We start from the raw sequence: 26,287 nt of genomic DNA on the forward strand, positions 1-26,287 counted from the left end.
CGGCGCTACTTCCCGCGGTTCGAGGCGGTCGCGGTGCGGGACTGGGACGATGTGGTCCGCGCCGTCGAGGCACCGGGGCCCGGCACCCGGGGCATCGTCCGGGTGCGCCGCCGGCTGCGCGACCAGGAGGTCAGCGGCAATCTGCTCTATGTGCACAACAACCAGGGCCGGGTCGTCTTCCTCGACGGTCTGGCGGGCGCGCTCGGCCGCCTCGATCCGCCGCCCCGGCTGCGCGAGCTGACCTTGCTGCGGACCCTGCCTGAGGGGTAGTCAGGCCCCAGGGAGAGTCAGGCCCCAGGGGTAGTCAGGAACGCGCCGCCGGCACCAGGTTGACCGCGCTGAGCAGGCCGCCGCCCGCGGGGAGGCCGAGGGTGGTGCGCAGGGTGCCGACGGCCGGGTCGCGCAGCGAGACGACGAGGCGGTAGGGCGGCGGGCCGGTGACGGTGCCGGTGGAGTCGGCGGGCGGTACGAGGGACCTCGCCACGGAATCGCCGTCGTGGCCGGGGCACAGGGCCTCGGCGGGGACGACGATCTCACCGCCGCCTCCGTCGCTCACGTCGACCGAAGCGCCCGAGGCACCCGAGGCACCCGATGCGCTCGCACGGGCGGCGGAGGGCCAGCTGACGGGCAGGCCGTGGGCACCGGCCACCAGGCCGTCCGGGCCCTCGATCTCCACGGCCGCGCCCTCACCGCCGAGCGTGCGCGAAACCCGGAGCGGTTTCTTCGTGCCGGGCGTGGTGAAACGCAGCCCGATGACGATGCCGCCCTCCCCGTCAGGGTCCGCCGCGTAGCCGTAGTGGCTCAGCGACAGCTGCGGGCCGGAAGCGGGGGAAGCGGGGGACGGCGGCTCGACGTCGGTGGCGCCCGCGGGGAGCGGGAAGTGGTGGTAGCCCTTGGTGCCGCACTGATCGCCGTCGGAGGTGCCGCCGCCGGGCAGGGAGACCGCCTCGGCCGGACCGGAGGCGGACCCGGCGGCCGGTGCGGGCGGCGAGGACCGCGGGACCGGGATCAGGCCCATCTGGAAGGCGCCGAAGACGACCACGGCCGCGACCGCGGTCCAGGGCGCCGCGGCCGCCAGCCAGGCGGTGGCCGACCGGGCGGTCCCCGACCGGGGACGCCGCGGCCGGCGTGGGCGCCGTACCCGGGCGGCCGCCAGCCGGTCCCGTGCCGACGCCTCCTTGGGGGCGCCCGCGCCACCGCCCTCCATCGCGTCCCGCAGGAACGCCTCCCACTGCTCGTCGGACGGGGACTCGTCGGGGCCTTGGGCGGGCGGAAGGCTGCTCACGGGCTCAGAGTACGACGAAGAGGCCCGTACGACCGAAGTCGTACGGGCCTCTCCAAAGGTCGGTCAGTGACCTTCAAGCAAGCGGAACTTACTTGACGATCTTGGTGACCTGGCCGGCGCCCACGGTGCGACCACCCTCACGGATGGCGAACTTCAGGCCCTCCTCCATGGCGACGGGCTGGATCAGCGAGACAGTCATCTCGGTGTTGTCGCCCGGCATGACCATCTCGGTGCCCTCGGGGAGGGTCACAACGCCCGTCACGTCCGTCGTACGGAAGTAGAACTGCGGACGGTAGTTGTTGAAGAACGGCGTGTGGCGGCCGCCCTCGTCCTTGGACAGGATGTACGCCTGCGCCTCGAACTCGGTGTGCGGGGTGACCGAACCCGGCTTGATGATGACCTGGCCGCGCTCGACGTCCTCGCGCTTGATGCCGCGGAGCAGCAGACCGACGTTCTCACCGGCCTGGCCCTCGTCGAGCAGCTTGCGGAACATCTCGATACCGGTGACCGTGGTGGTGGTCTTCTCGGTCTTGATGCCGATGATGTCGACGGTCTCGTTGACCTTCAGGACACCACGCTCGATACGGCCGGTGACGACCGTACCGCGACCGGTGATCGTGAAGACGTCCTCGATCGGCATCAGGAACGGCTTGTCGACGTCGCGCTCCGGCTCCGGAATCGCGGTGTCGACGGCGTTCATGAGGTCCAGGACGGACTGGGTCCACTGCGCGTCGCCCTCGAGGGCCTTCAGCGCGGAGACACGGACGACCGGCAGGTCGTCGCCCGGGAACTCGTACTCCGAGAGAAGCTCACGGACCTCGAGCTCGACGAGCTCCATGATCTCCTCGTCGTCCACCATGTCGGCCTTGTTCAGGGCGACGACGATGTACGGAACGCCGACCTGGCGGGCCAGGAGCACGTGCTCCTTGGTCTGCGGCATCGGGCCGTCGGTGGCGGCGACCACCAGGATCGCGCCGTCCATCTGCGCGGCACCGGTGATCATGTTCTTGATGTAGTCCGCGTGACCAGGGCAGTCGACGTGGGCGTAGTGACGCGCCTCGGTCTGGTACTCGACGTGCGCGATGGAGATGGTGATACCGCGCTGGCGCTCCTCGGGCGCCTTGTCGATGTTGTCGAACGGGGTGGCCTCGTTCAGCTCCGGGTACGCGTCGTGCAGCACCTTGGTAATGGCGGCCGTGAGGGTCGTCTTACCGTGGTCGATGTGACCGATGGTGCCGATGTTGACGTGCGGCTTAGTCCGCTCGAACTTCGCCTTCGCCACTGGGGTCCTCCTGTGGAGTGGTTCTGTACGCCTTACTTCATCGGCGCCAGGTGATCTTTGCTGGATAGCCCGGAACCCGGGGCATTCATCCTGGTATTCGGCTGAATGCCCCTTGAGGCTCCGGAGTCAAGCCTAAAGCGTGCGAACGCGGTGCGTTACTCGCCCTTGGCCTTCGCGATGATCTCCTCGGCGACGTTCCGGGGAACCTCGGCGTAGGAGTCGAACTGCATCGAGTAGCTTGCGCGACCCGACGTCTTGCTGCGGAGGTCGCCGACGTAGCCGAACATCTCCGAGAGGGGCACGAGGCCCTTCACGACGCGGGCGCCAGCCCGCTCCTCCATGGCCTGGATCTGGCCACGGCGGGAGTTGATGTCGCCGATGACCTCACCCATGTAGTCCTCGGGCGTGGTGACCTCGACGGCCATCATCGGCTCAAGGAGCACGGGCGAAGCCTTGCGCGCGGCCTCCTTGAAGGCCTGCGAGCCGGCGATCTTGAAGGCGAGCTCGGAGGAGTCGACCTCGTGGTAGGCACCGTCGTGGAGGATGACACGGACACCGGTCATCTCGTAGCCGGCCAGGATGCCGAACTGCATGGCCTCCTGCGCACCGGCGTCCACCGAAGGGATGTACTCCTTCGGGATACGGCCACCGGTGACCTTGTTCACGAACTCGTACGAGGTGTCGCCACCCTCGAGCGGCTCGATGCCGATCTGCACCTTCGCGAACTGACCGGTACCACCGGTCTGCTTCTTGTGGGTGTAGTCGACGCGCTCGACGGCCTTGCGGATCGTCTCGCGGTACGCCACCTGCGGCTTGCCGACGTTGGCCTCGACCTTGAACTCACGGCGCATACGGTCGACCAGCACCTCAAGGTGCAGCTCGCCCATACCACCGATGATGGTCTGGCCGGTCTCCTCGTCCGAGTGGACCTGGAAGGACGGGTCCTCCTCGGCCAGGCGCTGGATCGCGACGCCGAGCTTCTCCTGGTCGCCCTTCGACTTGGGCTCGATGGCGACCTGGATGACCGGCGCCGGGAAGTCCATGGACTCCAGGATGACCGGGTTCTTGTCGTCGGACAGCGTCTCACCGGTGGTGGTCTGCTTCAGGCCCATGACGGCGACGATGTCACCGGCGCCCACCGACTCGATCTCCTCACGCTTGTTCGCGTGCATGCGGTAGATCTTGCCGATGCGCTCCTTCTTGCCCTTGACGGAGTTCAGCACCGAAGAGCCGGACTCCAGGCGGCCCGAGTAAACCCGGACGAAGGTGAGCTTGCCGAGGTGCGGGTCGCTCATGATCTTGAACGCCAGCGCGGACAGCGGCTCGTCGTCGGACGGCTTGCGCTTGACGACGACCTCGGGGTCCTTGACGTCGTGGCCCTCGATGGCCTCGATGTCGACCGGCGAGGGCAGGTAGCGCACGACCGCGTCGAGCAGGGGCTGCACGCCCTTGTTCTTGAACGCGGTGCCACAGAACACCGGGGTGACCGTGGTGCCCTCGCTCTTGCCGGACGCGATGGTGATACGACGGATCGCGGCGTACAGCTGCTCCACGGAAGGCTCTTCGCCCTCCAGGTACAGCTCCATGATCTCTTCGTCGTTCTCGGCCACGGCCTCCAGCAGCTTGCCGCGGTACTCCTCGGCAGCCTCGGTGTGCGTGTCCGGGATGTCGACGACGTCGTACATCTCGCCCTTGGTGGCCTCGGCGGACCACACGAAGGCCTTCATCGTCACCAGGTCGACGACGCCCTTGAAGTCCGCCTCGGCACCGATCGGCAGCTGCATGACCAGCGGCTGAGCGCCCAGGCGGTCGACGATCATGTCGACACAGCGGTGGAACTCGGCACCGGTGCGGTCGAGCTTGTTGACGAAGCAGATACGCGGAACGCCGTAGCGGTCCGCCTGACGCCACACCGTCTCGGACTGGGGCTCAACGCCGGCGACGCCGTCGAACACCGTCACGGCACCGTCGAGCACGCGCAGGGAGCGCTCCACCTCGACGGTGAAGTCGACGTGGCCCGGGGTGTCGATGATGTTGATCGTGTGGTCGACGTCTTCCAGCGGCCAGTGACAGGTGGTGGCAGCAGAGGTGATCGTGATGCCACGCTCCTGCTCCTGCTCCATCCAGTCCATGGTGGCAGCGCCGTCGTGGACCTCACCGATCTTGTAGGACACACCGGTGTAGAACAGGATCCGCTCGGTGGTGGTCGTCTTGCCCGCGTCGATGTGGGCCATGATCCCGATGTTGCGGACCTTGGCCAGGTCAAGTGAAGTGGTAGCCATAAGGCTTCAGTCTTCTCTCGGTCTCGATGTGGGTAGCGACTACCAGCGGTAGTGCGCGAAGGCCTTGTTGGACTCGGCCATCTTGTGGGTGTCCTCGCGCTTCTTCACAGCGGCGCCGAGGCCGTTGGACGCGTCGAGAAGCTCGTTGAGCAGGCGCTCGGTCATGGTCTTCTCGCGACGGGCGCGGGAGTAACCGACGAGCCAGCGCAGCGCGAGCGTGTTGGCACGACCGGGCTTGACCTCGATCGGAACCTGGTACGTCGCACCACCGACACGGCGGGACTTGACCTCAAGGGTGGGCTTGATGTTCTCAAGCGCGCGCTTCAGCGTGATGATCGGGTCGTTGCCCGTCTTCTCACGCAGACCCTCCATGGCGCCGTAGACGATGCGCTCGGCGGTGGAGCGCTTGCCGTTCAGCAGCACCTTGTTGATGAGGGAGGTCACCAGAGGAGAGCCGTACACCGGGTCGATGATGACCGGGCGCTTCGGGGCGGGGCCCTTACGAGGCATTCTTACTTCTCCTTCTTGGCGCCGTAGCGGCTGCGGGCCTGCTTGCGGTTCTTGACACCCTGGGTGTCGAGGGAACCGCGGATGATCTTGTAACGAACACCGGGCAGGTCCTTCACACGGCCGCCGCGCACGAGCACGATGGAGTGCTCCTGCAGGTTGTGTCCCTCACCCGGAATGTAAGCAGTGACCTCGATACCGCTGGTCAGACGCACACGCGCGACCTTACGCAGGGCCGAGTTCGGCTTCTTCGGGGTGGTCGTGAACACACGCGTGCAGACGCCGCGACGCTGGGGCGAACCCTCGAGTGCGGGCGTCTTGTTCTTCTCGACCTTGTCCTGCCGGCCCTTCCGGACCAGCTGCTGGATCGTAGGCACTACTTCTCCGGTTTCTGTGTGCCGAATAGGTAAAGCTAACCTGGAACGCCTCCGACCCACGCGGTCGGGTGTGTCGAATCCGCCAGACTCCCGCCGCGAGGCGAGAAGGGCGCGAATTACGGTGGCCAGTCGTGGCTCGCCGTACGGTTTCAAGGCACGCACAGCAGCCAGGGCACACCCCAGGCACAAGGTCTGAGAGTACCTACCTCATTCGCTGTGGTCAAAACAAATGAAGCCGCACCCGACACGCCGGGGCTTGACACGCTCCATGTTCACCCATCCGAGTGAGCCAGGTAGTCCCGGATCAGCTTGGCATCATCCTGGTCCTTTTGCCTGCCCAACCTTTCCTTCCAGGTCAGGACCTCACGAAGAGGGGAGAACGGGATGCCCTGCACCCATTCCGCGTCCTCGATCATCTGATCGGGGCCAGGAGAGCCCGGAAGCCACCGGTCGAAGACCTCGACACTCCCCCCGCAGAGCGACACCAGGCTGCCGTACCCGGATGGCGGCGCTTCGGGAGTTCCAAGGCGCAGTACGGCCTGCCACGCCTTTCCCCGGGCCACGATGTCGAGATCGTGTACGACGCTCCGTAGCCCATGTGCGAGGAGCGGGCCGCTGCCCGTCACGACGTAGTCGGTGGCCGGCAACTCAAGTGAACGGAGCACACGAACCAGAGGATGCCCGGCCAGTTCCAAGGCGTCTTCCCCGCTACTAGAGGACAGGCATACCAACCGCCGAGCGTGCCGCCATGCTCATGGCCAGCGCCGCTATGACACTGGCCAGCGTACCGATGAGGAAGTACTCGGACGCGTGCTTGCCGTGTTCGGCGCTGGGGACGCGGGCCAGGGACTTCGCCGCGAGCACCAGAGCGGCCGCCTCTGGCTGGCCGGCCGCAAGGAACGCGAAGAGAAGCCCCCTTTCGAGCATCCCGATGAACGGGCCGCCGTTCATGAACTCCATCGCGGCCGAACGCTGGGGCCCTTCCTCCAACGCCGCTATCTCGCGCCGTACCGGTACTGTCGCGGTCTTCGCCAGGGTCCCGCCGCCGAATACTGCGACGAGCAGTGCGGAGATGAACACGGCCGCACGGTCGCTCCTCAGCAGTTCCAGTAACAGCGAGGTTGCCCGCCCGCCGGCGGTGCAAGCCGACAGAAGCAGCGCCGCCATGACGGCAGCCAGGCCAAAGCGCCTCGACGTGGCCCGCGATCCCGAGTCCCAAAACCGTACGTCCCAGAATCCCGGGCGCCACGGGTCACCCGAGCGTTGTAAGAGCATCGCTCCCGAGGCAGCCAGAACGGCGACACAGAGGGCGAACCACGGGCGCACGCGATCCACGTAGGGAAAGACGGTATAGGCACTCCAAAGGAGCACAGCAAGGGCTGCGGGACCGGGCCGTGAGCGATACCAATCCAGGCCGAACGGCACCACGAGCGCCGCCGCCAGACCGAAGAAGATACGAGCCGTCTCCAACAGATCTCCCCCCAACACCCATGCGACGTAGGGCACTTGGCCGACGCCGATCATTGTGGCGGACACGCCGAAGGGCGGCCACCCCCCATGGGAAGTGGCCGCCCTTCAGACTGCTCGCTTACTGGTTGTACGGACCGTAGTCGTAGTCCTCCAGCGGAACGGCCTGGCCGGAGCCCGTGCCGAAGGGCGAGTAGTCGATGTCGTCGTAGCCGACGGCCGAGTACATCGCGGCCTTGGCCTCCTCGGTCGGCTCGACCCGGATGTTGCGGTAGCGGGACAGACCCGTACCGGCCGGGATGAGCTTACCGATGATGACGTTCTCCTTGAGGCCGATGAGGCTGTCGGACTTGGCGTTGATCGCCGCATCCGTCAGGACTCGGGTCGTCTCCTGGAAGGAGGCGGCCGACAGCCAGGACTCCGTCGCCAGCGAGGCCTTGGTGATACCCATCAGCTGCGGACGACCGGAGGCGGGGTGACCGCCCTCCTGGACCACACGACGGTTCTCGGTCTCGAACTTCGAACGCTCGACCAGCTCGCCGGGCAGCAGCTCCGCGTCGCCCGACTCGATGATCGTCACACGGCGCAGCATCTGCCGGATGATGATCTCGATGTGCTTGTCGTGGATCGACACACCCTGCGAGTTGTACACCTTCTGGACCTCGCCGACCAGGTGGACCTGGACGGCACGCTGACCCAGGATGCGCAGCACGTCGTGCGGGTTGGTGGCACCCACGGTGAGCTGCTGGCCCACCTCGACGTGCTCGCCCTCGCGGACCAGGACCTTGGCACGCTTCGAGATCGGGAACGCCGTCTCGTCGCTGCCGTCGTCCGGGGTGACGACGAGCTTCTTCGTCTTCTCGGTCTCCTCGATCCGCACCCGGCCGGAGGCCTCGGAGATCGGGGCGACACCCTTCGGGGTACGGGCCTCGAAGAGCTCGACGACACGCGGCAGACCCTGGGTGATGTCGTCACCGGCCACACCACCGGTGTGGAAGGTACGCATCGTCAGCTGGGTACCGGGCTCACCGATGGACTGGGCGGCGATGATGCCGACCGCCTCACCGATGTCGACCAGCTTGCCGGTGGCCAGCGAACGGCCGTAGCACATCGCGCAGGTGCCGACGGCGGACTCACAGGTCAGGACCGAGCGGGTCTTGACCGTCTCCACACCGTGCTTGACCAGCTCGTCGATGAGCACGTCGCCGAGGTCGGTACCGGCCGGGGCCAGCACCTTGCCGTCGACCACGATGTCCTCGGCGAGGCAGCGCGCGTACACGGACGTCTCGACGTTGCCCGTCTTGCGCAGGACACCGTCCTCGCCACGCTCGGCGATCGCCAGCTTGAGGCCGCGCTCGGTGCCGCAGTCCTCCTCGCGGATGATGACGTCCTGGGAGACGTCGACCAGACGACGGGTGAGGTAACCCGAGTCGGCGGTACGCAGAGCGGTGTCCGCCAGACCCTTACGGGCACCGTGGGTGGAGATGAAGTACTCCAGCACGGACAGGCCCTCACGGAACGAGGCCTTGATCGGACGCGGGATGGTCTCGTTCTTCGCGTTCGACACCAGACCACGCATACCGGCGATCTGCCGCATCTGCATCATGTTTCCTCGGGCACCCGAGTCAACCATCATGAAGATGGGGTTGGTCTTGGGGAAGTTCTCGTTCATCGCCTCGGCGACCTCGTTGGTCGCCTTGGTCCAGATCGCGATGAGCTCCTGAGTGCGCTCTTCCTTGGTGATCAGACCGCGCTCGTACTGCTTCTGGACCTTCTCGTCCTGGGCCTCGTAGCCCGCGACGATGGCCTTCTTGGCCTCGGGCACGACGACGTCGGAGATGGCCACGGTGACACCCGAGCGGGTACCCCAGTAGAAGCCGGCCGCCTTCAGGTTGTCGAGCGTCGCCGCCACGATCACCTTGGGGTAGCGCTCCGCCAGGTCGTTGACGATCTCGCCGAGCTGCTTCTTGCCCACCGAGTAGTCGACGAACGGGTAGTCCTCGGGCAGCAGCTCGTTGAAGAGCGCGCGGCCCAGGGTGGTGCGCAGACGGAACGAGTCCCCCTGCTGCCACTCGGGCTCGCCCTCCTCGCGGGCCGGCGGGGTCCAGCCTCGCGGCGGGATGGTGCCCACCGGGAAGCGGATGTCGACCGGCGACTGGAGCGAGAGCTCGCCGGCGTCGAACGCCATGGTCGCCTCGGCCGTGGAGCCGAACGCGCGGCCCTCGCCCTTGACGTCACGCAGCTCGCCGTCGGTGGTGAGGAAGAACAGACCGAGGACCATGTCCTGGGTCGGCATCGTCACCGGGCGGCCGTCGGCCGGCTTGAGGATGTTGTTCGAGGACAGCATCAGAATGCGGGCCTCGGCCTGCGCCTCCGCGGACAGCGGGAGGTGCACGGCCATCTGGTCACCGTCGAAGTCCGCGTTGAACGCGGTGCAGACGAGCGGGTGGATCTGGATGGCCTTGCCCTCGACCAGCTGCGGCTCGAAGGCCTGGATACCGAGGCGGTGCAGGGTGGGCGCACGGTTCAGCAGCACCGGGTGCTCGGCGATGACCTCTTCGAGGACGTCGTACACCACGGTGCGGCCGCGCTCGACCATGCGCTTGGCCGACTTGATGTTCTGCGCGTGGTTCAGGTCGACCAGGCGCTTCATCACGAACGGCTTGAACAGCTCAAGGGCCATCGCCTTGGGCAGACCGCACTGGTGCAGCTTGAGCTGCGGGCCGACGACGATGACGGAACGCGCCGAGTAGTCGACTCGCTTGCCGAGCAGGTTCTGACGGAATCGACCCTGCTTACCCTTCAGCATGTCGCTGAGGGACTTCAGCGGACGGTTGCCGGGGCCCGTCACCGGGCGACCGCGACGGCCGTTGTCGAAGAGGGCGTCGACCGCCTCCTGGAGCATGCGCTTCTCGTTGTTCACGATGATCTCGGGCGCGCCGAGGTCGAGAAGCCGCTTCAGGCGGTTGTTGCGGTTGATGACACGGCGGTACAGGTCGTTCAGGTCGGAGGTCGCGAAGCGGCCACCGTCCAGCTGCACCATCGGACGCAGGTCCGGCGGGATGACCGGGACGCAGTCCAGGACCATGCCCTTGGGGCTGTTGGAGGTCTGGAGGAACGCGGAGACGACCTTCAGCCGCTTGAGGGCGCGGGTCTTCTTCTGGCCCTTGCCGGTGCGGATGATCTCGCGGAGCTTCTCGGCCTCTTCGTCGAGGTCGAAGGACTCCAGGCGCTTCTGGAGCGCCGCGGCACCCATCGAACCGTCGAAGTACGTGCCGAAGCGGTCGCGCAGCTCGCGGTAGAGCAGCTCGTCGCCCTCCAGGTCCTGGACCTTGAGGTTCTTGAAGCGGTTCCAGACCTCGTCGAGGCGGTCGATCTCGCGCTGCGCACGGTCGCGCAGCTGCTTCATCTCGCGCTCGGCACCCTCGCGCACCTTGCGGCGCACATCGGCCTTGGCGCCCTCGGCCTCCAGCTCGGCCAGGTCGGTCTCGAGCTTCTTGGCGCGGGCCTCCAGGTCGGAGTCGCGGCGGTTCTCGATGTGCTGACGCTCGACGGAGACATGCGCCTCCAGGGAGGGCAGGTCGCGGGTGCGGCGCTCCTCGTCGACGTACGTGATCATGTACGCCGCGAAGTAGATGACCTTCTCCAGGTCCTTCGGGGCGAGGTCCAGCAGGTAGCCCAGGCGGGACGGGACGCCCTTGAAGTACCAGATGTGGGTGACGGGAGCGGCGAGCTCGATGTGGCCCATCCGCTCACGGCGCACCTTGGCGCGCGTGACCTCGACGCCACAGCGCTCGCAGATGATGCCCTTGAAGCGGACACGCTTGTACTTGCCGCAGTAGCACTCCCAGTCCCGGGTAGGACCGAAGATCTTCTCGCAGAAGAGTCCGTCCTTTTCGGGCTTCAGGGTGCGGTAGTTGATCGTCTCGGGCTTCTTGACCTCGCCGTGGCTCCACTGACGGATGTCGTCAGCGGTGGCCAGGCCGATCCGGAGCTCGTCGAAGAAGTTGACGTCGAGCACTATGCGTCAATCCCTCTCAGGGTCGTGAGTCTGTGGTCTGAAACGGGGGCCTGGGGGTCGGCGGGGCCCTGTGGGTGAGGGCCCCGCCGGACTCCCGTCAGACCTCTTCGACGCTGCTCGGCTCGCGCCGGGACAGGTCGATGCCGAGCTCCTCCGCAGCGCGGAAGACATCCTCGTCGGTGTCACGCATCTCGATGGACATACCGTCGCTGGACAGCACCTCCACGTTCAGGCAGAGCGACTGCATCTCCTTGATGAGCACCTTGAAGGACTCGGGGATGCCGGGCTCGGGGATGTTCTCGCCCTTGACGATGGCCTCGTACACCTTCACGCGGCCGGTGACGTCGTCGGACTTGATGGTGAGCAGCTCCTGGAGGGCGTACGCGGCGCCGTAGGCCTCGAGGGCCCACACCTCCATCTCGCCGAAGCGCTGGCCACCGAACTGCGCCTTACCGCCCAGCGGCTGCTGGGTGATCATCGAGTACGGGCCGGTCGAACGGGCGTGCAGCTTGTCGTCGACCAGGTGGTGGAGCTTCAGGATGTACATGTAGCCGACCGAGATCGGGTCCGGGAACGGCTCACCGCTACGGCCGTCGAACAGCCGCGCCTTACCGGTCGGGAGCACCATGCGCTCGCCGTCGCGGTTCGGGATGGTGTGCTGGAGCAGACCCGCCAGCTCGTCCTCGCGGGCACCGTCGAACACCGGGGTGGCGACGTTGGTGCCGGGGGCGACCTGGTCGGCGCCGATGGCCTGAAGGCGCTCGGCCCACTCCTCCGCGAGGCCGGAGACGTCCCAGCCGCGGCTGGCGAGCCAGCCGAGGTGGATCTCCAGGACCTGTCCCGGGTTCATTCGGGATGGCACACCCAGCGGGTTGAGGATGATGTCGACCGGGGTGCCGTCCTCCAGGAACGGCATGTCCTCGATCGGGTTGATCTTGGAGATGACGCCCTTGTTGCCGTGTCGGCCGGCGAGCTTGTCACCGTCGGTGATCTTGCGCTTCTGCGCGACGTAGACGCGGACCAGCTGGTTCACGCCCGGCGGCAGCTCGTCGCCCTCCTCGCGGTCGAAGACGCGCACGCCGATGACCTTGCCGGTCTCGCCGTGCGGCACCTTCAGCGAGGTGTCGCGGACCTCACGGGCCTTCTCACCGAAGATGGCGCGCAGCAGGCGCTCCTCGGGGGTCAGCTCGGTCTCACCCTTGGGCGTGACCTTGCCGACGAGGATGTCGCCGGCGATGACCTCGGCACCGATACGGATGATGCCGCGCTCGTCGAGGTCGGCGAGGACCTCCTCGGAGACGTTCGGGATGTCCCGGGTGATCTCCTCGGGGCCGAGCTTGGTGTCACGGGCGTCGACCTCGTGCTCCTCGATGTGGATCGAGGAGAGGACGTCGTCCTGCACGAGGCGCTGCGACAGGATGATCGCGTCCTCGTAGTTGTGACCCTCCCACGGCATGAACGCCACGAGCAGGTTCTTGCCCAGGGCCATCTCACCGTTCTCGGTGGCCGGACCGTCGGCGAGGACCTGGCCCTCGATGATCCGGTCACCCTCGTTGACGATGACCTTCTGGTTGACCGAGGTGCCCTGGTTGGAGCGGGAGAACTTGTGCAGGCGGTACGTGATGTACGTGCCGTCGTCGTTCGCCGTGGTGACGTAGTCCGCGGAGACCTCCTGGACCACACCCGCCTTCTCGGCCTTGACGACGTCGCCGGCGTCCACGGCGGAGCGGTACTCCATGCCGGTGCCGACGAGCGGGGCCTCGGACTTGATCAGGGGCACGGCCTGGCGCATCATGTTCGCGCCCATGAGGGCACGGTTGGCGTCGTCGTGCTCCAGGAAGGGGATCATGGCGGTCGCGACCGACACCATCTGGCGCGGCGAGACGTCCATGTAGTCCACGTCCTCGCCACCGACGTAGTCGACCTCGCCGCCGCGGCGGCGGACCAGCACGCGGGCCTCGGCGAAGCGCAGCTCGTCCGTCAGCGGGGCGTTGGCCTGCGCGATGACGAAGCGGTCCTCCTCGTCGGCGGTCAGGTAGTCGACCTCGTCGGTGACCTGGCCGTCGATGACCTTGCGGTACGGGGTCTCGACGAAACCGAACGCGTTGACCCGGCCGTAGGAGGCGAGCGAGCCGATCAGACCGATGTTCGGGCCTTCGGGCGTCTCGATCGGGCACATGCGGCCGTAGTGCGAGGGGTGCACGTCACGGACCTCGAAGCCGGCCCGCTCACGGGAGAGACCACCCGGGCCAAGAGCCGACAGACGGCGCTTGTGGGTGAGACCCGACAGCGGGTTGTTCTGGTCCATGAACTGCGACAGCTGGCTGGTGCCGAAGAACTCCTTGATGGAGGCGACGACCGGCCGGATGTTGATCAGGGTCTGCGGCGTGATCGCCTCGACGTCCTGGGTGGTCATGCGCTCGCGCACGACGCGCTCCATACGAGCCAGACCCGTACGGACCTGGTTCTGGATGAGCTCGCCGACGCTGCGCAGACGACGGTTGCCGAAGTGGTCGATGTCGTCGGTCTCGACGACGATCGTGCCGCCGTTGTCACCCGTCGTCTCGGTCTCGCCGGCGTGCAGCTGCACGAGGTACTTGATCGTCGAGATGATGTCCTCGACGGTCAGGATGCCCGCGTCCAGCGGGGCGTCGGCGCCCAGCTTCTTGTTGACCTTGTAGCGGCCGACCTTCGCGAGGTCGTAGCGCTTCGGGTTGAAGTAGAGGTTCTCAAGAAGCGTCTGCGCGGCCTCACGCGTGGGGGGCTCGCCCGGACGCAGCTTGCGGTAGATGTCGAGCAGCGCGTCGTCCTGGCCCTGGGTGTGGTCCTTCTCCAGGGTGGCGCGCATGGACTCGTAGTCGCCGAACTCTTCGAGGATCTGCTCGGTGGTCCAACCGAGCGCCTTCAGAAGAACGGTGACCGACTGCTTGCGCTTGCGGTCGATACGCACACCGACCATGTCGCGCTTGTCGATCTCCATCTCCAGCCAGGCACCCCGGGACGGGATGATCTTGGCAGAGAAGATGTCCTTGTCGGACGTCTTGTCGATGGAGGAGTCGAAGTAGACACCGGGGGAACGGACCAGCTGGGACACCACGACACGCTCGGTGCCGTTGATGACGAAGGTGCCCTTGTTCGTCATGAGCGGGAAGTCGCCCATGAAGACCGTCTGGGACTTGATCTCACCGGTCTCGTTGTTGGTGAACTCGGCGGTGACGAAGAGCGGGGCGGCGTACGTGAAGTCGCGGTCCTTGCACTCGTCGATGGAGTTCTTCGGCGGCTCGAAGCGGTGGTCCCGGAACGTCAGGGACATCGACCCGGAGAAGTCCTCGATCGGGGAGATCTCCTCGAAGATCTCCTCCAGACCGGACTTGGTGGGGACGTCCTGACCGTTCTCCAGAGCCTCCTCGACCCGACTCTGCCAGGCGGTGTTGCCGAGCAGCCAGTCAAAGCTCTCGGTCTGCAGCGCGAGCAGGTTCGGAACCTCGAGAGGCTCCTTGATCTTTGCAAAGGAAATGCGCAGCGGGGCGGTGCTTGCGCCGTTGTTCGTATTCGCGGTCGAGGCGTTGCGCGAGGCGGCCAAGAGGGGGTCCTTCCGAGGGCTCGGACTCACTACGCGCGTACCGGCCCCTCCCTCAAACACGGAAGCGGAAACCCCAGGTCAAAGGGGCTTCGGTCATCGATGCTCGAGTGAGGGCAGACCCCTGGTGACGGGCAGGGGACAGCTAACAGGCAGCGCAAAGGGTCAGTGTAGCCACTTGGCACACTGATGTCCAGTGCGGGTTTGTCGAGACCCTCGCTGTGCTCACCGCTCTTGTCAACGCCCTCGGCATGCTGCCCTTCAACGCACGTTGATACTGCCCTCTTCGCCGTCGATCCATGCCTCGGATTCGGATCCTTGTGACGACGCGTCCTGAGAATTGCGCGCTGCGTGCGGTTCGTCAAGAGCCTCCCACCGGAACCCGGCCGTCCGGAGGCACGACGAAGATCACCATACCTCTCGCCCTCACGAGCGCAAGGCAACCGCGGTCACTCTCCGGATACGCCGAAGAGCGACCACCCGGATGGATGATCGCTCTTCGGTGCGTTCGCGTTACAGCCCTACAGGGCCGAGTTCAGCGCGCGTTCGAGTCCTGCGGACCCGTGAGGTCTTACTTGACCTCGACGGAGGCGCCGGCGCCCTTGAGGGACTCGGCGGCCTTCTCCGCGGCCTCCTTGTTGACCTTCTCGAGGACGGGCTTCGGGGTGCCGTCCACCAGGTCCTTGGCCTCCTTCAGGCCGAGGGAGGTCAGCTCGCGCACGACCTTGATGACCTGGATCTTCTTGTCGCCGGCACCGGTGAGGATGACGTCGAACTCGTCCTTCTCCTCGACGGCCTCGGCCGGGGCACCGGGGGCGCCCGGGGCGGCAACGGCGACCGCGGCGGCGGCGGTGACGTCGAACTTCTCCTCGAAGGCCTTCACGAACTCGGAGAGCTCGATGAGGGTCATCTCCTCGAACTGGGCAAGCAGCTCGTCCTGGGTGAGCTTCGCCATGATGGCGGTCCTTCCACTCAATCGGCAGGTGCCGGATGTACTGGGTAAGGCGGGCGTACGTCGGCCCGCTGCGACCCGCGCCGGGTGGTGCGGGTCAGAAAGCGAGCCGAATTACTCGGCACCGCCCTGCTCGGCCTGCTTGGCGCGCAGCGCGTCCACGGTGCGGACGAGCTTCGACGGCAGCGCCTGGAAGAGGGAGGCAGTCTGGGACTGCTTCCCCTTGAAGGCACCGGCCAGCTTGCTGAGCAGAACCTCGCGGGACTCGAGGTCCGCAAGCTTCTTGATCTCGTCGGCAGACATCGCCTTGCCGTCAAGGACGCCGCCCTTGATGACGAGATTCGGGTTGTCCTTGGCGAAGTCACGGAGACCCTTCGCCGACTCCACCGGGTCACCGGTGACGAAGGCGACGGCCGTCGGACCAGCGAAGAGCTGGTCGTCGAGCGCGATCCCGGCCTCGTTGGCCGCAATCTTGGTCAGCGTGTTCTTCACCACGGCGTACTGGGCGTTCTCACCGAGCGACCGGCGCAGCGTCTTGAGCTGCGCCACGGTGAGACCGCGGTACTCGGTCAGCACGGCGGCGTTGGAGCTGCGGAACTTGTCCGTCAGCTCCGCAACCGCGGCAGCCTTGTCGGGCCTCGCCATAGAGCCTCGGCCTCCTTCCGGGTGATTCGGACCGCGCGGACCCGAAGGAGGACTGGGTAAAACGAAACGCCCCGGCGCAGGCGCTCGGGGCGGACTCGACCGGCCGCACACGCGCTCGGCGCGCGCACTCCGGGAGTTCTTCCACTGACACCTGCGCGGGTCGTCCACTTTTCAGCGGATCCTTCGGCCACCGCGCCCTCTGCAAGCGCGCGGCAACGACCAGCGGTCTTTGGCTTCGTGGATGACAGTACGGGACCGGGGCGCCATGGAGCAAATCGGCCCCGGTCCCGAGGCGTCAGGAGCTGAGGCCGGTGCCGCCGGACGTGGTGCCGCCCGAGGGGCTGCTGACACCGCCGGACTTCATCATGTCGGCGATGTCCATGGTGTCGGCGGCCGGCGGCGCCTCGGCGGTGACCGCCACGCCGTAGTCGCTGTAGTGGGCGGTGCTGTTCAGCGTGCCGTTGGCGGTGGCCGCCTTCTCGCTCTTCTTGACCAGCAGGTTCTGGTCGTTGACCCAGATGTCGATGGCGTCCGTGGTGATGCCGGACTGCTTCAGCTGCTGCTTGAGCGCGGTGAGCTGATCGGCGCTGAGGTTGCTGCCCTTGCCCGCGAGGGCGGCGACGTCCACGGTGCCCGCGTAGTGCGTGGTGTGCTGCCCGTCGACCGTCTCCACGCCGACCTTCTTGACGTCGCCGGAGGCCAGCAGCATCTTCACCGACTGGTTCGGCGTGGACGTCTGGAGCTGGTCCTTCATGTACGCGCCGGAGGCGCCGCCGACCTTGGCCAGGTAGTCGAAGTCGTACTTGACCCAGTGCTTGCCGCCGGTCTGCTGGGCGAAGGCGTCGCTCATCTTCGCGTAGTAGGCGTCCGGCAGATAGCGGGCCTCCATGTGCGAGGTGCCGGCCTTGCGCATCGCGTCGGCCAGCTTGCCGCCGGTGTACGTGATGTCCAGGTTGCCCTTGAGGCCGTTGCCCCAGGTGAGGGCGCCGTCGGCGTTCATCGCCATGATGTCGCCCATGGACGTGGTCGCGCGCACCTTGGCCGAGTCGGCCTTGTCCGTGGACTGCTCGACGTCGCGCAGCACGGCGGCTACGGGGCTCAAGTGGACCGTGCCGGCACCCGACGCCTTGCTGTCGCCCTTGCCGGAGTCCGCGGAGCCACAGGCGGCCACCCCGGTCAGCGCCGCCACCACGGCCACGGAAAGGCTCACCCGGCGTACGGTCGTCGTGCTCTTCATTCTTGTCCTACCCCCTGCGAATCGTCTGCGTGCAGCCTAGTGCGGGCCGCTGACAGTCGTACGACGAACAGGTCGTACACAGAAAGGACGGGCCCCGCACCTCGAAAGGTTGCGGGGCCCGCCCTTCAGTACGCGTACCGGACGCGGCTACCGAGGTGAGCGCGAGGCTCAGACGGCGGCCGGGTCCTCCTCGACGAGGAGGTTGCGGGTGCGGTTCGGGTCGAGCTGAATGCCGGGGCCCATCGTGGTGGTGAGCGCGGCCTTCTTGATGTAACGACCCTTGGCGGCGGACGGCTTCAGACGGAGGATCTCCTCCAGCGCGGCGCCGTAGTTCTCCACCAGCTTGGTGTCGTCGAAGGACACCTTGCCGATGATGAAGTGCAGGTTCGAGTGCTTGTCGACGCGGAACTCGATCTTGCCGCCCTTGATGTCCGTCACGGCCTTGACCACGTCGGGGGTGACGGTGCCGGTCTTCGGGTTCGGCATCAGACCACGGGGGCCGAGGACGCGGCCGAGGCGGCCGACCTTGCCCATGAGGTCCGGGGTGGCGACGACGGCGTCGAAGTCCAGGCGGCCCTTCGAGACCTCGTCGATCAGCTCGTCGGCACCGACGATGTCGGCGCCCGCGGCACGCGCGGCCTCGGCACGGTCACCGGTCGCGAAGACCAGGACCCGGGCGGTCTTACCGGTGCCGTGCGGAAGGTTCACGGTGCCACGGACCATCTGGTCGGCCTTACGCGGGTCGACACCCAGACGGAAGGCGACCTCGACGGTGCCGTCGAACTTGGTCGTGGAGGTCTCCTTGGCGAGACGGACGGCCTCGAGCGGGGCGTACAGCTTCTCCCGGTCGATCTTGGCGTCCGCAGCGCGGAGAGCCTTGCTGCGCTTGCTCACAACTTGCTCCTGTGTGTTCTGAAGGAGTCGTGGTATCCGGGCCGAGCAGGCCCTGCCACGTGCGACCGGCTGCGGCCGCATTACCTGCTGGTGGTGGTCAGCCCTCGACCGTGACGCCCATGGAGCGCGCGGTACCGGCGATGATCTTCGCCGCGGCGTCCAGGTCGTTCGCGTTCAGGTCGGGCATCTTGGTCGTGGCGATCTCGCGGACCTGCGCCTGGGTGATCTTGGCGACCTTGGTCTTGTGCGGCTCGCCGGAGCCCTTCTCCACACCCGCGGCCTTGAGGATCATCTTGGCGGCCGGCGGCGTCTTGGTGACGAAGGTGAAGGAGCGGTCCTCGTAGACCGTGATCTCCACCGGGATGACCCAGCCACGCTGCGACTCGGTCGCGGCGTTGTAGGCCTTGCAGAACTCCATGATGTTGACGCCGTGCTGACCCAGCGCCGGGCCGACCGGCGGAGCCGGGTTGGCGGCACCGGCCTGGATCTGGAGCTTGATGAGCCCCGTGACCTTCTTCTTCTTGGGAGGCATAGCTCTCCGGGTCCTTTCGATTCGGGTCCTGCCCGCTCCCGGGGACAACCCGGACGCAGGCATACCGCACAACGATAGCGGGTATAGATGCGCGGCCAAAAACCGAGCAGGTCAGACGGGCTGTAGTCAGCCTGTCCGACCTGTTCGGAAGCGGTGGTCCAGAAGGGACTGGTGCTGGACTAGTTCTTCTGGATCTGGTCGAAGGAGAGCTCGACCGGCGTCTCGCGGCCGAAGATCTCCACCAGGCCCTTGACCTTCTTGGAGTCGGCGTTGATCTCGTTGATCGTCGCCTGGAGGGTGGCGAAGGGACCGTCGGTGACGGTGACCGAGTCGCCGACCTCGAAGTCCAGCACCTGGACCTCGACCTTGCGCTGCGGCGCGGGCTTGCCCTCGGCCTCGGCGGCCTCGCGGGCGGCCTTCTCCTCGGCCTCCGGGGCGAGCATCTTGACGATCTCGTCCAGGGTCAGCGGGTACGGGTCGTACGCGTTGCCCACGAAGCCGGTGACACCCGGCGTGTTGCGGACGACGCCCCAGGACTCGTTGGTCAGGTCCATGCGGACCAGGACGTAACCCGGCAGCTTGTTCTGCTTGATCGTCTTGCGGTCGCCGTTCTTGATCTGGACGACCTCTTCCTGCGGCACCTCGGCCTGGAAGATGTAGTCCTCGACGTTCAGCGAGACGGCGCGCTGCTCCAGGTTGGTCTTCACGCGGTTCTCGTAGCCGGCGTACGTGTGGATGACGTACCACTCGCCGGGCAGGGTGCGCAGTTCCTCGCGCAGGGCCTGGACGGGGTCGACCGGCTCGGCCGGCTCCTCCTCGACGGCCTCGGCGGCGGCGTCCTCGTCGCCCTCCTCGGCGGTCTCGTCCGCGTCCGTGTCCTCGGCGGTCTCGTCCGCGTCGGCGGCGGCCTCGGGGGCCTCCTCGTCGTCCGCGTCCTCGGTGTGCAGCGCGGCCTCCTCGGCCGGCTCGCCCGCCTCGGCCTCGGCAGCCTCGAACTCGTCCTGCTCGTCCGCGCCCTCGACGATGTCGAGCTCGTCGTCCACCAGCTCGGCAGCGTTCCCGCGAGGCTCGGTGGCGTCGTCGTTCAGGTTCGGGTCAGACACGATGGCTGCTTCTTCCTGGTTACATAGGGGTGGAACATGCGAAAACGGGCGCCGGTGCCACGGCGCCCTTCGCTCTTGGCTCAGCCGAAGACGTACTTGGCCGCGTGGTTGAGCCCATAGTCAATCACGGTCACCAGCGCGATCATGATGGCGACGAAGAAGATCACCACAGTGGTGTACGACGTCAGCTGGTTGCGCGAGGGCCAGACGACCTTGCGGAGTTCCGCGATGATCTGGCGGTAGAAGGTCGCCAGACGCTTCAGCGGACCCTTCTTGGCGCGCTTGCCGCCCTTGCGGGCCTTCTTGGCCTCGGGCACTTCGTCCTGGGCATCAGGCGTATCGATGGAGCCCACGGCGTCCGTCATAATCCTCACCTGATCCCGGGTCGTGGCCGTGCCGCGCCCGGTTACTGAGCCGCACGGCGGTGCATTGCTGTACGTACAAGCGCACACATCCTGGCGGTGTGTGTAGCAGGGCCGGAGGGACTTGAACCCCCAACCGCCGGTTTTGGAGACCGGTGCTCTACCAATTGAGCTACGACCCTTTGTGTGTCCCCAACGTACCGCATCCGACCGAGTGCTCGGTGGCACCGATCGTGACGGCTGCCGGAGGCCAACGAGGTGAGAGTGTACGTGGTCCGGGGCCCGGCGTCGAACAGAAAGTGTCGGCCCGTGCTCCCCGGAGCGAAGATCGTCCAGGCCGGGACGGATATTCGGATAGGTGTTCACGACTCGACCCGATGCCGTTCAGACTGTGAAACCCGTGTGCCCGGGACATTTCCGGTCTGGAAGCATGGGCTCCATGAGCGCTGCAACCCCTCCCACCGAGCGCCGGGTCTCCGCCCGAGTCGGCGCGATCTCCGAGTCCGCCACCCTCGCCGTGGACGCCAAGGCCAAGGCCCTGAAGGCCGCCGGGCGACCGGTGATCGGCTTCGGCGCCGGTGAGCCCGACTTCCCCACCCCGGACTACATCGTCGAGGCCGCGATCGAGGCCTGCAAGAACCCGAAGTTCCACCGCTACACGCCGGCCGGCGGGCTGCCCGAGCTGAAGGCCGCGATCGCCGCGAAGACGCTGCGCGACTCCGGCTGGGAGCCCGACGTCTCCCAGGTCCTCGTCACCAACGGCGGCAAGCAGGCCATCTACGAAGCGTTCGCCGCGATCCTCGACCCGGGCGACGAGGTCATCGTCCCGGCGCCGTACTGGACCACCTACCCGGAGTCGATCCGCCTCGCGGGCGGTGTCCCGGTGGAGGTCGTGGCCGACGAGACCACCGGCTACCGGGTCTCCGTCGAGCAGCTGGAGGCCGCGCGCACCGAGAAGACGAAGGTCGTGCTCTTCGTCTCGCCCTCCAACCCGACCGGCGCGGTGTACTCCGAGGCCGAGACCGAGGCGATCGGCCGCTGGGCCCTGGAGCACGGCCTGTGGGTGCTCACGGACGAGATCTACGAGCACCTGGTCTACGGCGACGCGGTCTCCGTCTCGCTGCCCGCGCTGCTGCCCGAGCTGCGCGACAAGTGCATCGTGGTCAACGGCGTGGCGAAGACGTACGCCATGACCGGCTGGCGGGTGGGCTGGGTCATCGGCCCCAAGGACGTGGTCAAGGCCGCGACCAACCTCCAGTCGCACGCCACCTCGAACGTGTCCAATGTGGCGCAGGCCGCCGCCCTGGCCGCCGTCTCCGGTGACCTGACGGCCGTGGCGAAGATGCGCGAGTCCTTCGACCGGCGCCGCAAGACGATCGTGCGGATGCTGAACGAGATCGACGGCGTGCTCTGCCCGGAGCCCGAGGGCGCGTTCTACGCCTACCCGTCGGTCAAGGCGCTGCTCGGCAAGGAGATCCGGGGCAAGCGCCCGGAGAACTCGGTCGAGCTGGCCGCGCTGATCCTGGAGGAGGCCGAGGTCGCGGTCGTCCCGGGTGAGGCGTTCGGCACGCCGGGTTACCTGCGGCTGTCGTACGCGCTGGGCGACGAGGACCTGGTGGAGGGCGTGAGCCGGATCCAGAAGCTCTTGGCGGAAGCCCGCGACTGAAACACCGATCGCGTCATGGCGGCGCCTCAAGCGGCTCATGCGAGTCGCTTGAGGCGCCGTTCATTTGTGCGGGCAAGACCTCGACCGGGGAAACGGCTACCGGGGAAGCGGGGGTGTGCGGCAGGATCTGGGAATGGAGCGTGTACGTGATCTCTCTGAGCTGCCGAAAGCCCATCTGCATCTGCACTTCACCGGTTCGATGCGGCCGAGCACCGTCCTGGAGCTGGCCGACAAGCACGGCGTGCGCCTGCCGGAGATGCTGACGGGGGCCCTTACCAGCGGCGAGCCGCCGAAACTCAAGGCGACCGACGAACGGGGCTGGTTCCGCTTCCAGCGGCTGTACGACGCGGCGCGCTCCTGTGTGCGCGAGCCGGAGGACATCCGGCGGCTGGTGCGGGAGGCCGCGCTGGAGGATCTGCGGGACGGCTCGGGCTGGCTGGAGATCCAGGTGGACCCGACGTCGTACGCGCCCCGGCTCGGCGGTCTGATCCCGACGCTGGAGATCATCCTGGACGCGGTGGACAGCACCTCCCGGGAGACCGGCCTCGGGATCCGGGTCCTGGTGGCCGCCAACCGGATGAAGCACCCGCTGGACGCCCGCACCCTGGCCCGGCTCGCGGTGCGCTACGCGGACCGGGGCGTGGTGGGCTTCGGCCTGTCGAACGACGAGCGGCGCGGCATGGCGCGGGACTTCGACCGGGCCTTCCACATCGCGCGCGAGGGCGGCCTGCTGTCGGCCCCGCACGGCGGCGAGCTGACCGGACCGGCCTCGGTGCGTGACTGCCTGGACGATCTGCACGCGGGGCGGATCGGGCACGGGGTGCGCGCGGCGGAGGACCCCCGGCTGCTGAAGCGGCTGGCCGACCGCCAGGTGACGTGCGAGGTGTGCCCGGCGTCCAATGTGGCCCTCGGTGTCTACGAGAAGCCCGAGGACGTGCCGCTGCGCACCTTCTTCGACGCGGGCGTCCCGATGGCCCTCGGCGCCGACGACCCCCTGCTGTTCGGCTCCCGGCTCGCCGCCCAGTACGAGATCGCCCGCCATGTCCATGGCTTCACCGACCCCGAACTCGCCGAACTGGCCCGCCAGTCCATCCGCGGCTCGGCGGCCCCGGAGGACGCCAAGGCGCGGCTGCTGGCGGGCGTGGACGCCTGGCTGACGTCCTAGGTGTGCTGTTCGGACAGGTTGGTGACGCGGCTGGCGGGTGGTTGGCCGCTGATGCCGGTGTGGGGTCGGTGGTAGTTGTACCAGTCGAGCCAGTCGGGAAACGCGGCCTGTCGTTCGGCGTCTGAGGTGTAGGGCCGGTGGTAGGCCCATTCGTCGAGCAGGGTGCGGTGGAAGCGTTCGACCTTGCCGTTGGTCTGCGGGCGCCAGGGCCGGGTCCAGCGGGGGCTGATACCCAGGTCGCGGCAGGTGTCGCGCCAGGTGTTCTTGGTGTAGGCCCAGGCGTTGTCGGTCAGGACGCGTTCGACGGTCATGCCGCATTCGGCGAACCAGGCGACTGCTCGCCGCAGGAAGCCGGCGCAGGTGGCGGCGGTTTCGTCGGGCAGGTCTTCGGTGTAGGCGAGGCGGGTGTGGTCGTCCAGGGCGGTGTGCAGGTAGGCGTAGCCGGCTCCGTTGCGGCGGTCCTTGTTCGGGCTGCCGGCCGCCCGGCCGAGGACTTTGTGGCCGCCGCCGTCGGGGATGCGGCCGAGTTTCTTGACGTCGATGTGGACCAGTTCGCCGGGCCGGGAGCGTTCGTAGCGGCGGATGGGCTCGCCGGTGGCCCGGTCCGTGGCGGCCAGGGCGGGCAGGCCGTGCCGGGCCAGGATGCGGTGGGCGGTGGAAGCGGCGACACCGGCTCGGGCGGCCAGCCGCACCGGCCCGATCCGGTGCTGGCGCCGAAGCCGCACGACTTGCAGCTCGACCGCGGCAGGAGTCTGGCGCGGGCTGTTGTGCGGGCGGCTGGAGCGGTCGTGCATTGCGGCCTCGCCCAGTTGCCGGTAGCGGTTCGCCCAGCGGGCGGCGGTCGTATGGCTGACCTGGAAGCGTTCCGCGGCCTGCCGCAGCGGCCAGCCGTCGTCCACGACACACCGGGCCAGACGCAGCCTGCCGGTCGGAGTCAGCGGGGCATTACGGTGGGACACGAGGGCCTCCTGGGCGTTGGTGCAGATGTCGCAATTCACACCGAACCCAGAAGGCCCTCACCTGTTCAAGCACCCAGCACGCGTGTCACCAACGTCCCGGGACAGCACACCTAGGGCCTGTCGGGGCTCAGAGACCGACGCCCACCATGACGGGCTCGTTGACCAGGGTGATCCCGAAGGCCTCGCGCACCCCGGCGACGACCTCGCGGGCCAGGGCGAGGAGGTCCTCGGTGGTGGCCTCGCCGCGGTTGGTGAGGGCGAGGGTGTGCTTGGTGGAGATGCGGGCGGGGCCGGTGCCGTAGCCCTTGGTGTAGCCCGCCTTGTCGATCAGCCAGGCGGCCGAGGTCTTCCTGCGGCCCTCGTCCGCGGGGTACGCGGGCGGCTCGACATCCTCCCCCAGCCGCTCGCGCACCCGCTCCTGGAACGCGGCGAACTGCTCCTCGGTGAGGATCGGGTTGGTGAAGAAGGAGCCGGCCGACCAGGTGTCGTGATCGTCGGCGTCGAGCACCATGCCCTTGCCGGCCCGCAGCTTCAGCACGGTCTCGCGGGCCCGGTCCAGCGGCACCCGGTCGCCCGGCTCGACACCGAGCGCGCGGGCGGTCTCGGCGTACTTGACCGGCGCGGACAGCCCGCCCGCGTCCGCCAGCTCGAACCGGACGCGCAGCACGACGTACCGCTCGGGGTCAGCCTTGAAGCGGCTGTGCCGGTACGAGAAGTCGCACTCCTCATTGCTCAGCGTGACCGTCTCACCGGTGCGCCGGTCGTAGGCGATCACCTCGGAGATGGTGGCCGAGACCTCCTGCCCGTACGCCCCGACGTTCTGGATCGGCGTGGCCCCCGCGGACCCGGGAATCCCGGCCAGGCACTCGATTCCGGCGAGCCCTGCTTCGACGCTGCGCGCGACCGCCTCGCTCCACACCTCCCCGGCCGCCAGCTCCAGGGTGGTCCCCCGCAGCTCGACCCCCCGGGTGGCGATCCGCAGCGCGGTCCCCTGGAATCCCTTGTCCCCGATGACGAGGTTCGACCCGCCGCCGACGACCAACAACGGTGTCCCGCTGTCGTCCGCCTCCCGGACGGCGTCGATCACCTCGGCATCCGTCTCGGCGGTCACCAGCCGCAGCGCGGGCCCGCCCAGGCGGAACGTGGTCAGCGGGGCGAGGGGGGCGTCGTGGAGTACGTGCACGGGGGAAAGCCTACGAGAAGGGCCGGGCGGGCCCGGTCACCCCTACCCACCGGAGCCCGGCTACAGAGGGCGGACGAAGTTCCTGCTGTTGTTGTGGTGGAACACGGTGAGCCCGGTCTGCGAGGAGCCCTCGGGGCGGGTGGCCCAGCGTTCGACGCGGGCGATCTCGGGGCATTCCGCGGCGCCGATCGCTCCGGCGAGCCAGACGTCCGCCGCGTCATCGGGTCCCGGGGCGGGCGCCGAGAACGGGGTGTCCGAGACCGGCTGCTCCTGGTGCTCGTGCTTCTCCCCGTCGGCCAGCTGGTGCGTGATCTGCCACCGCTCCTCGCGGTCCCCGCGGGTGAGAACCACGCCGAAGGGGACCTTGGCCTCGCCGGCCTCCGCGCAGGACTGGACGCGGCTCACGCCGGGGGTGTTCTTCACGGTGTCGATCAGCCAGTCCTGGAAGCGTTCAGGACGCATGTGGTGCATTCCCTCTGTCGGCGGCGGAGCCCGTCAGAGTAGGAGTACGGCCGGAACGGCACGCTGTGAAACGGGACCGCCTCACACCATCGTGGTAACTGCCGCCCGCCCCTGGTGGTGACCGGGGCAGGCGGCGTGTGATGGGGGGGTCAGGCGTACGAGGCGTACGGCACGAACTCCGCCCAGGCCTCCGGCGTGAGCGTGAGGCGGGGGCCGTCGGTGTTCTTGGAGTCGCGGACGTGGACCGTGCCGGGGGTGACGGCAAGCTCAACGCAGGAGTTGCCGTCGTTGCCATCGCTGTAGCTGCTCTTGAACCACGCCAGCAT

22 protein-coding genes, 1 tRNA gene and 1 pseudogene are annotated in these 26,287 nt (G+C 67.7%); 3 read left to right on the forward strand and 21 right to left on the reverse strand.

The genetic code is table 11. The features are described from left to right. Nucleotides 1–3 precede the first annotated feature (3 nt). Nucleotides 4–270, forward strand: a pseudogene (locus tag HEP81_RS16225) (toxin glutamine deamidase domain-containing protein); the annotation flags it as partial. Nucleotides 271–304: 34 nt separating this feature from the next. On the opposite strand, the gene HEP81_RS16230 reads toward HEP81_RS16225, so the two are convergent. The 17 genes from HEP81_RS16230 to HEP81_RS16310 all read right to left on the reverse strand — a co-directional run bounded on the left by HEP81_RS16230 (nt 305) and on the right by HEP81_RS16310 (nt 20,708). Further along, nucleotides 305–1,285 carry a hypothetical protein gene (locus HEP81_RS16230; protein ID WP_051850273.1) on the reverse strand — a complete coding sequence of 327 codons (981 nt, stop codon included), beginning with the start codon at nt 1,283–1,285 and terminating at the stop codon, nt 305–307. Nucleotides 1,286–1,373: 88 nt separating this feature from the next. Then, nucleotides 1,374–2,567, reverse strand: a complete 1,194-nt coding sequence (gene tuf, locus HEP81_RS16235) for an elongation factor Tu (RefSeq protein WP_037657541.1) — start codon at nt 2,565–2,567, stop codon at nt 1,374–1,376. Nucleotides 2,568–2,722: 155 nt separating this feature from the next. Continuing rightward, nucleotides 2,723–4,849 carry an elongation factor G gene (gene fusA / locus HEP81_RS16240; RefSeq protein ID WP_037657540.1) on the reverse strand — a complete coding sequence of 709 codons (2,127 nt, stop codon included), beginning with the start codon at nt 4,847–4,849 and terminating at the stop codon, nt 2,723–2,725. A gap of 39 nt (nt 4,850–4,888) precedes the next feature. Continuing rightward, nucleotides 4,889–5,359 (reverse strand): 30S ribosomal protein S7, encoded by a 471-nt coding sequence (rpsG, locus tag HEP81_RS16245; RefSeq protein WP_003992340.1) that lies wholly within the window; start codon nt 5,357–5,359, stop codon nt 4,889–4,891. 2 nt (nt 5,360–5,361) lie between these two features. Further along, on the reverse strand, nt 5,362–5,733 hold the full coding sequence (rpsL, locus tag HEP81_RS16250) for a 30S ribosomal protein S12 (RefSeq protein WP_003948652.1): 372 nt from the start codon (nt 5,731–5,733) through the stop codon (nt 5,362–5,364). Nucleotides 5,734–6,005: 272 nt separating this feature from the next. Further along, the gene (locus tag HEP81_RS16255) at nt 6,006–6,428 is read right to left on the reverse strand and encodes a hypothetical protein (protein ID WP_063755245.1); all 423 of its coding nucleotides are present in this window, start codon (nt 6,426–6,428) and stop codon (nt 6,006–6,008) included. Between the two features lie 16 nt (nt 6,429–6,444). Beyond that, nucleotides 6,445–7,269 carry a hypothetical protein gene (locus tag HEP81_RS16260; RefSeq protein ID WP_157854463.1) on the reverse strand — a complete coding sequence of 275 codons (825 nt, stop codon included), beginning with the start codon at nt 7,267–7,269 and terminating at the stop codon, nt 6,445–6,447. Nucleotides 7,270–7,321: 52 nt separating this feature from the next. Continuing rightward, nucleotides 7,322–11,221 (reverse strand): DNA-directed RNA polymerase subunit beta', encoded by a 3,900-nt coding sequence (locus tag HEP81_RS16265; protein ID WP_037657538.1) that lies wholly within the window; start codon nt 11,219–11,221, stop codon nt 7,322–7,324. A 97-nt stretch (nt 11,222–11,318) separates the two neighbouring features. Beyond that, entirely contained in the window at nt 11,319–14,804 is a 3,486-nt protein-coding gene (gene rpoB, locus HEP81_RS16270) for a DNA-directed RNA polymerase subunit beta (protein WP_037657535.1), read from the reverse strand. A gap of 568 nt (nt 14,805–15,372) precedes the next feature. Beyond that, nucleotides 15,373–15,756, reverse strand: a complete 384-nt coding sequence (gene rplL, locus HEP81_RS16275) for a 50S ribosomal protein L7/L12 (protein ID WP_037657531.1) — start codon at nt 15,754–15,756, stop codon at nt 15,373–15,375. 111 nt (nt 15,757–15,867) lie between these two features. Beyond that, nucleotides 15,868–16,398, reverse strand: a complete 531-nt coding sequence (gene rplJ / locus HEP81_RS16280) for a 50S ribosomal protein L10 (RefSeq protein WP_037657529.1) — start codon at nt 16,396–16,398, stop codon at nt 15,868–15,870. Nucleotides 16,399–16,693: 295 nt separating this feature from the next. Further along, the gene (locus HEP81_RS16285) at nt 16,694–17,635 is read right to left on the reverse strand and encodes an SCO4651 family lipoprotein (RefSeq protein WP_037657528.1); all 942 of its coding nucleotides are present in this window, start codon (nt 17,633–17,635) and stop codon (nt 16,694–16,696) included. Between the two features lie 168 nt (nt 17,636–17,803). After that, the gene (rplA, locus tag HEP81_RS16290; protein WP_037657526.1) at nt 17,804–18,529 is read right to left on the reverse strand and encodes a 50S ribosomal protein L1; all 726 of its coding nucleotides are present in this window, start codon (nt 18,527–18,529) and stop codon (nt 17,804–17,806) included. Between the two features lie 97 nt (nt 18,530–18,626). After that, a complete protein-coding gene (gene rplK / locus HEP81_RS16295) occupies nt 18,627–19,061 on the reverse strand; it encodes a 50S ribosomal protein L11 (protein WP_037657523.1) in 435 nt (144 codons plus the stop codon). A 179-nt stretch (nt 19,062–19,240) separates the two neighbouring features. Further along, nucleotides 19,241–20,164: a transcription termination/antitermination protein NusG gene (gene nusG / locus HEP81_RS16300; RefSeq protein WP_037657521.1), complete on the reverse strand. Its 924-nt coding sequence runs from the start codon at nt 20,162–20,164 to the stop codon at nt 19,241–19,243. A gap of 80 nt (nt 20,165–20,244) precedes the next feature. Next, nucleotides 20,245–20,517: a preprotein translocase subunit SecE gene (secE, locus tag HEP81_RS16305; protein WP_172636883.1), complete on the reverse strand. Its 273-nt coding sequence runs from the start codon at nt 20,515–20,517 to the stop codon at nt 20,245–20,247. A gap of 118 nt (nt 20,518–20,635) precedes the next feature. After that, nucleotides 20,636–20,708: transfer RNA gene (locus tag HEP81_RS16310), tRNA-Trp, on the reverse strand. 257 nt (nt 20,709–20,965) lie between these two features. Here HEP81_RS16310 and HEP81_RS16315 point away from each other — a divergent pair. Continuing rightward, nucleotides 20,966–22,192, forward strand: a complete 1,227-nt coding sequence (locus HEP81_RS16315; RefSeq protein ID WP_037657669.1) for a pyridoxal phosphate-dependent aminotransferase — start codon at nt 20,966–20,968, stop codon at nt 22,190–22,192. 133 nt (nt 22,193–22,325) lie between these two features. After that, the gene (locus HEP81_RS16320) at nt 22,326–23,357 is read left to right on the forward strand and encodes an adenosine deaminase (RefSeq protein ID WP_037657514.1); all 1,032 of its coding nucleotides are present in this window, start codon (nt 22,326–22,328) and stop codon (nt 23,355–23,357) included. Here HEP81_RS16320 and HEP81_RS16325 read toward each other — a convergent pair. From HEP81_RS16325 to HEP81_RS16340, 4 genes are all read right to left on the reverse strand, one after another. Beyond that, a complete protein-coding gene (locus HEP81_RS16325; protein WP_190275998.1) occupies nt 23,354–24,316 on the reverse strand; it encodes an IS481 family transposase in 963 nt (320 codons plus the stop codon). The genes HEP81_RS16320 and HEP81_RS16325 overlap by 4 nt on opposite strands. A 127-nt stretch (nt 24,317–24,443) precedes the next feature. After that, nucleotides 24,444–25,499 carry a UDP-N-acetylmuramate dehydrogenase gene (locus tag HEP81_RS16330; RefSeq protein WP_037663363.1) on the reverse strand — a complete coding sequence of 352 codons (1,056 nt, stop codon included), beginning with the start codon at nt 25,497–25,499 and terminating at the stop codon, nt 24,444–24,446. A 60-nt stretch (nt 25,500–25,559) separates the two neighbouring features. Next, the gene (locus HEP81_RS16335; protein ID WP_037663360.1) at nt 25,560–25,961 is read right to left on the reverse strand and encodes a hypothetical protein; all 402 of its coding nucleotides are present in this window, start codon (nt 25,959–25,961) and stop codon (nt 25,560–25,562) included. Between the two features lie 149 nt (nt 25,962–26,110). Beyond that, complete coding sequence (locus tag HEP81_RS16340; protein WP_037663358.1) at nt 26,111–26,287, reverse strand: DUF397 domain-containing protein; 177 nt, start codon at nt 26,285–26,287, stop codon at nt 26,111–26,113.

This window comes from Streptomyces griseofuscus, assembly GCF_014673495.1.
In the GTDB taxonomy this organism is placed as follows: domain Bacteria; phylum Actinomycetota; class Actinomycetes; order Streptomycetales; family Streptomycetaceae; genus Streptomyces; species Streptomyces murinus.

Bases quoted from the DNA above. Each gene is read 5' to 3' on its own strand.
- rplL (WP_037657531.1), bottom strand. From the start codon at position 15,756: ATGGCGAAGCTCACCCAGGACGAGCTGCTTGCCCAGTTCGAGGAGATG.
- rpsG (WP_003992340.1), bottom strand. From the start codon at position 5,359: ATGCCTCGTAAGGGCCCCGCCCCGAAGCGCCCGGTCATCATCGACCCG.
- rplK (WP_037657523.1), bottom strand. From the start codon at position 19,061: ATGCCTCCCAAGAAGAAGAAGGTCACGGGGCTCATCAAGCTCCAGATC.
- HEP81_RS16315 (WP_037657669.1), top strand. From the start codon at position 20,966: ATGAGCGCTGCAACCCCTCCCACCGAGCGCCGGGTCTCCGCCCGAGTC.
- fusA (WP_037657540.1), bottom strand. From the start codon at position 4,849: ATGGCTACCACTTCACTTGACCTGGCCAAGGTCCGCAACATCGGGATC.
- HEP81_RS16335 (WP_037663360.1), bottom strand. From the start codon at position 25,961: ATGCGTCCTGAACGCTTCCAGGACTGGCTGATCGACACCGTGAAGAAC.
- HEP81_RS16340 (WP_037663358.1), bottom strand. From the start codon at position 26,287: ATGCTGGCGTGGTTCAAGAGCAGCTACAGCGATGGCAACGACGGCAAC.
- rplJ (WP_037657529.1), bottom strand. From the start codon at position 16,398: ATGGCGAGGCCCGACAAGGCTGCCGCGGTTGCGGAGCTGACGGACAAG.
- HEP81_RS16320 (WP_037657514.1), top strand. From the start codon at position 22,326: ATGGAGCGTGTACGTGATCTCTCTGAGCTGCCGAAAGCCCATCTGCAT.
- HEP81_RS16285 (WP_037657528.1), bottom strand. From the start codon at position 17,635: ATGAAGAGCACGACGACCGTACGCCGGGTGAGCCTTTCCGTGGCCGTG.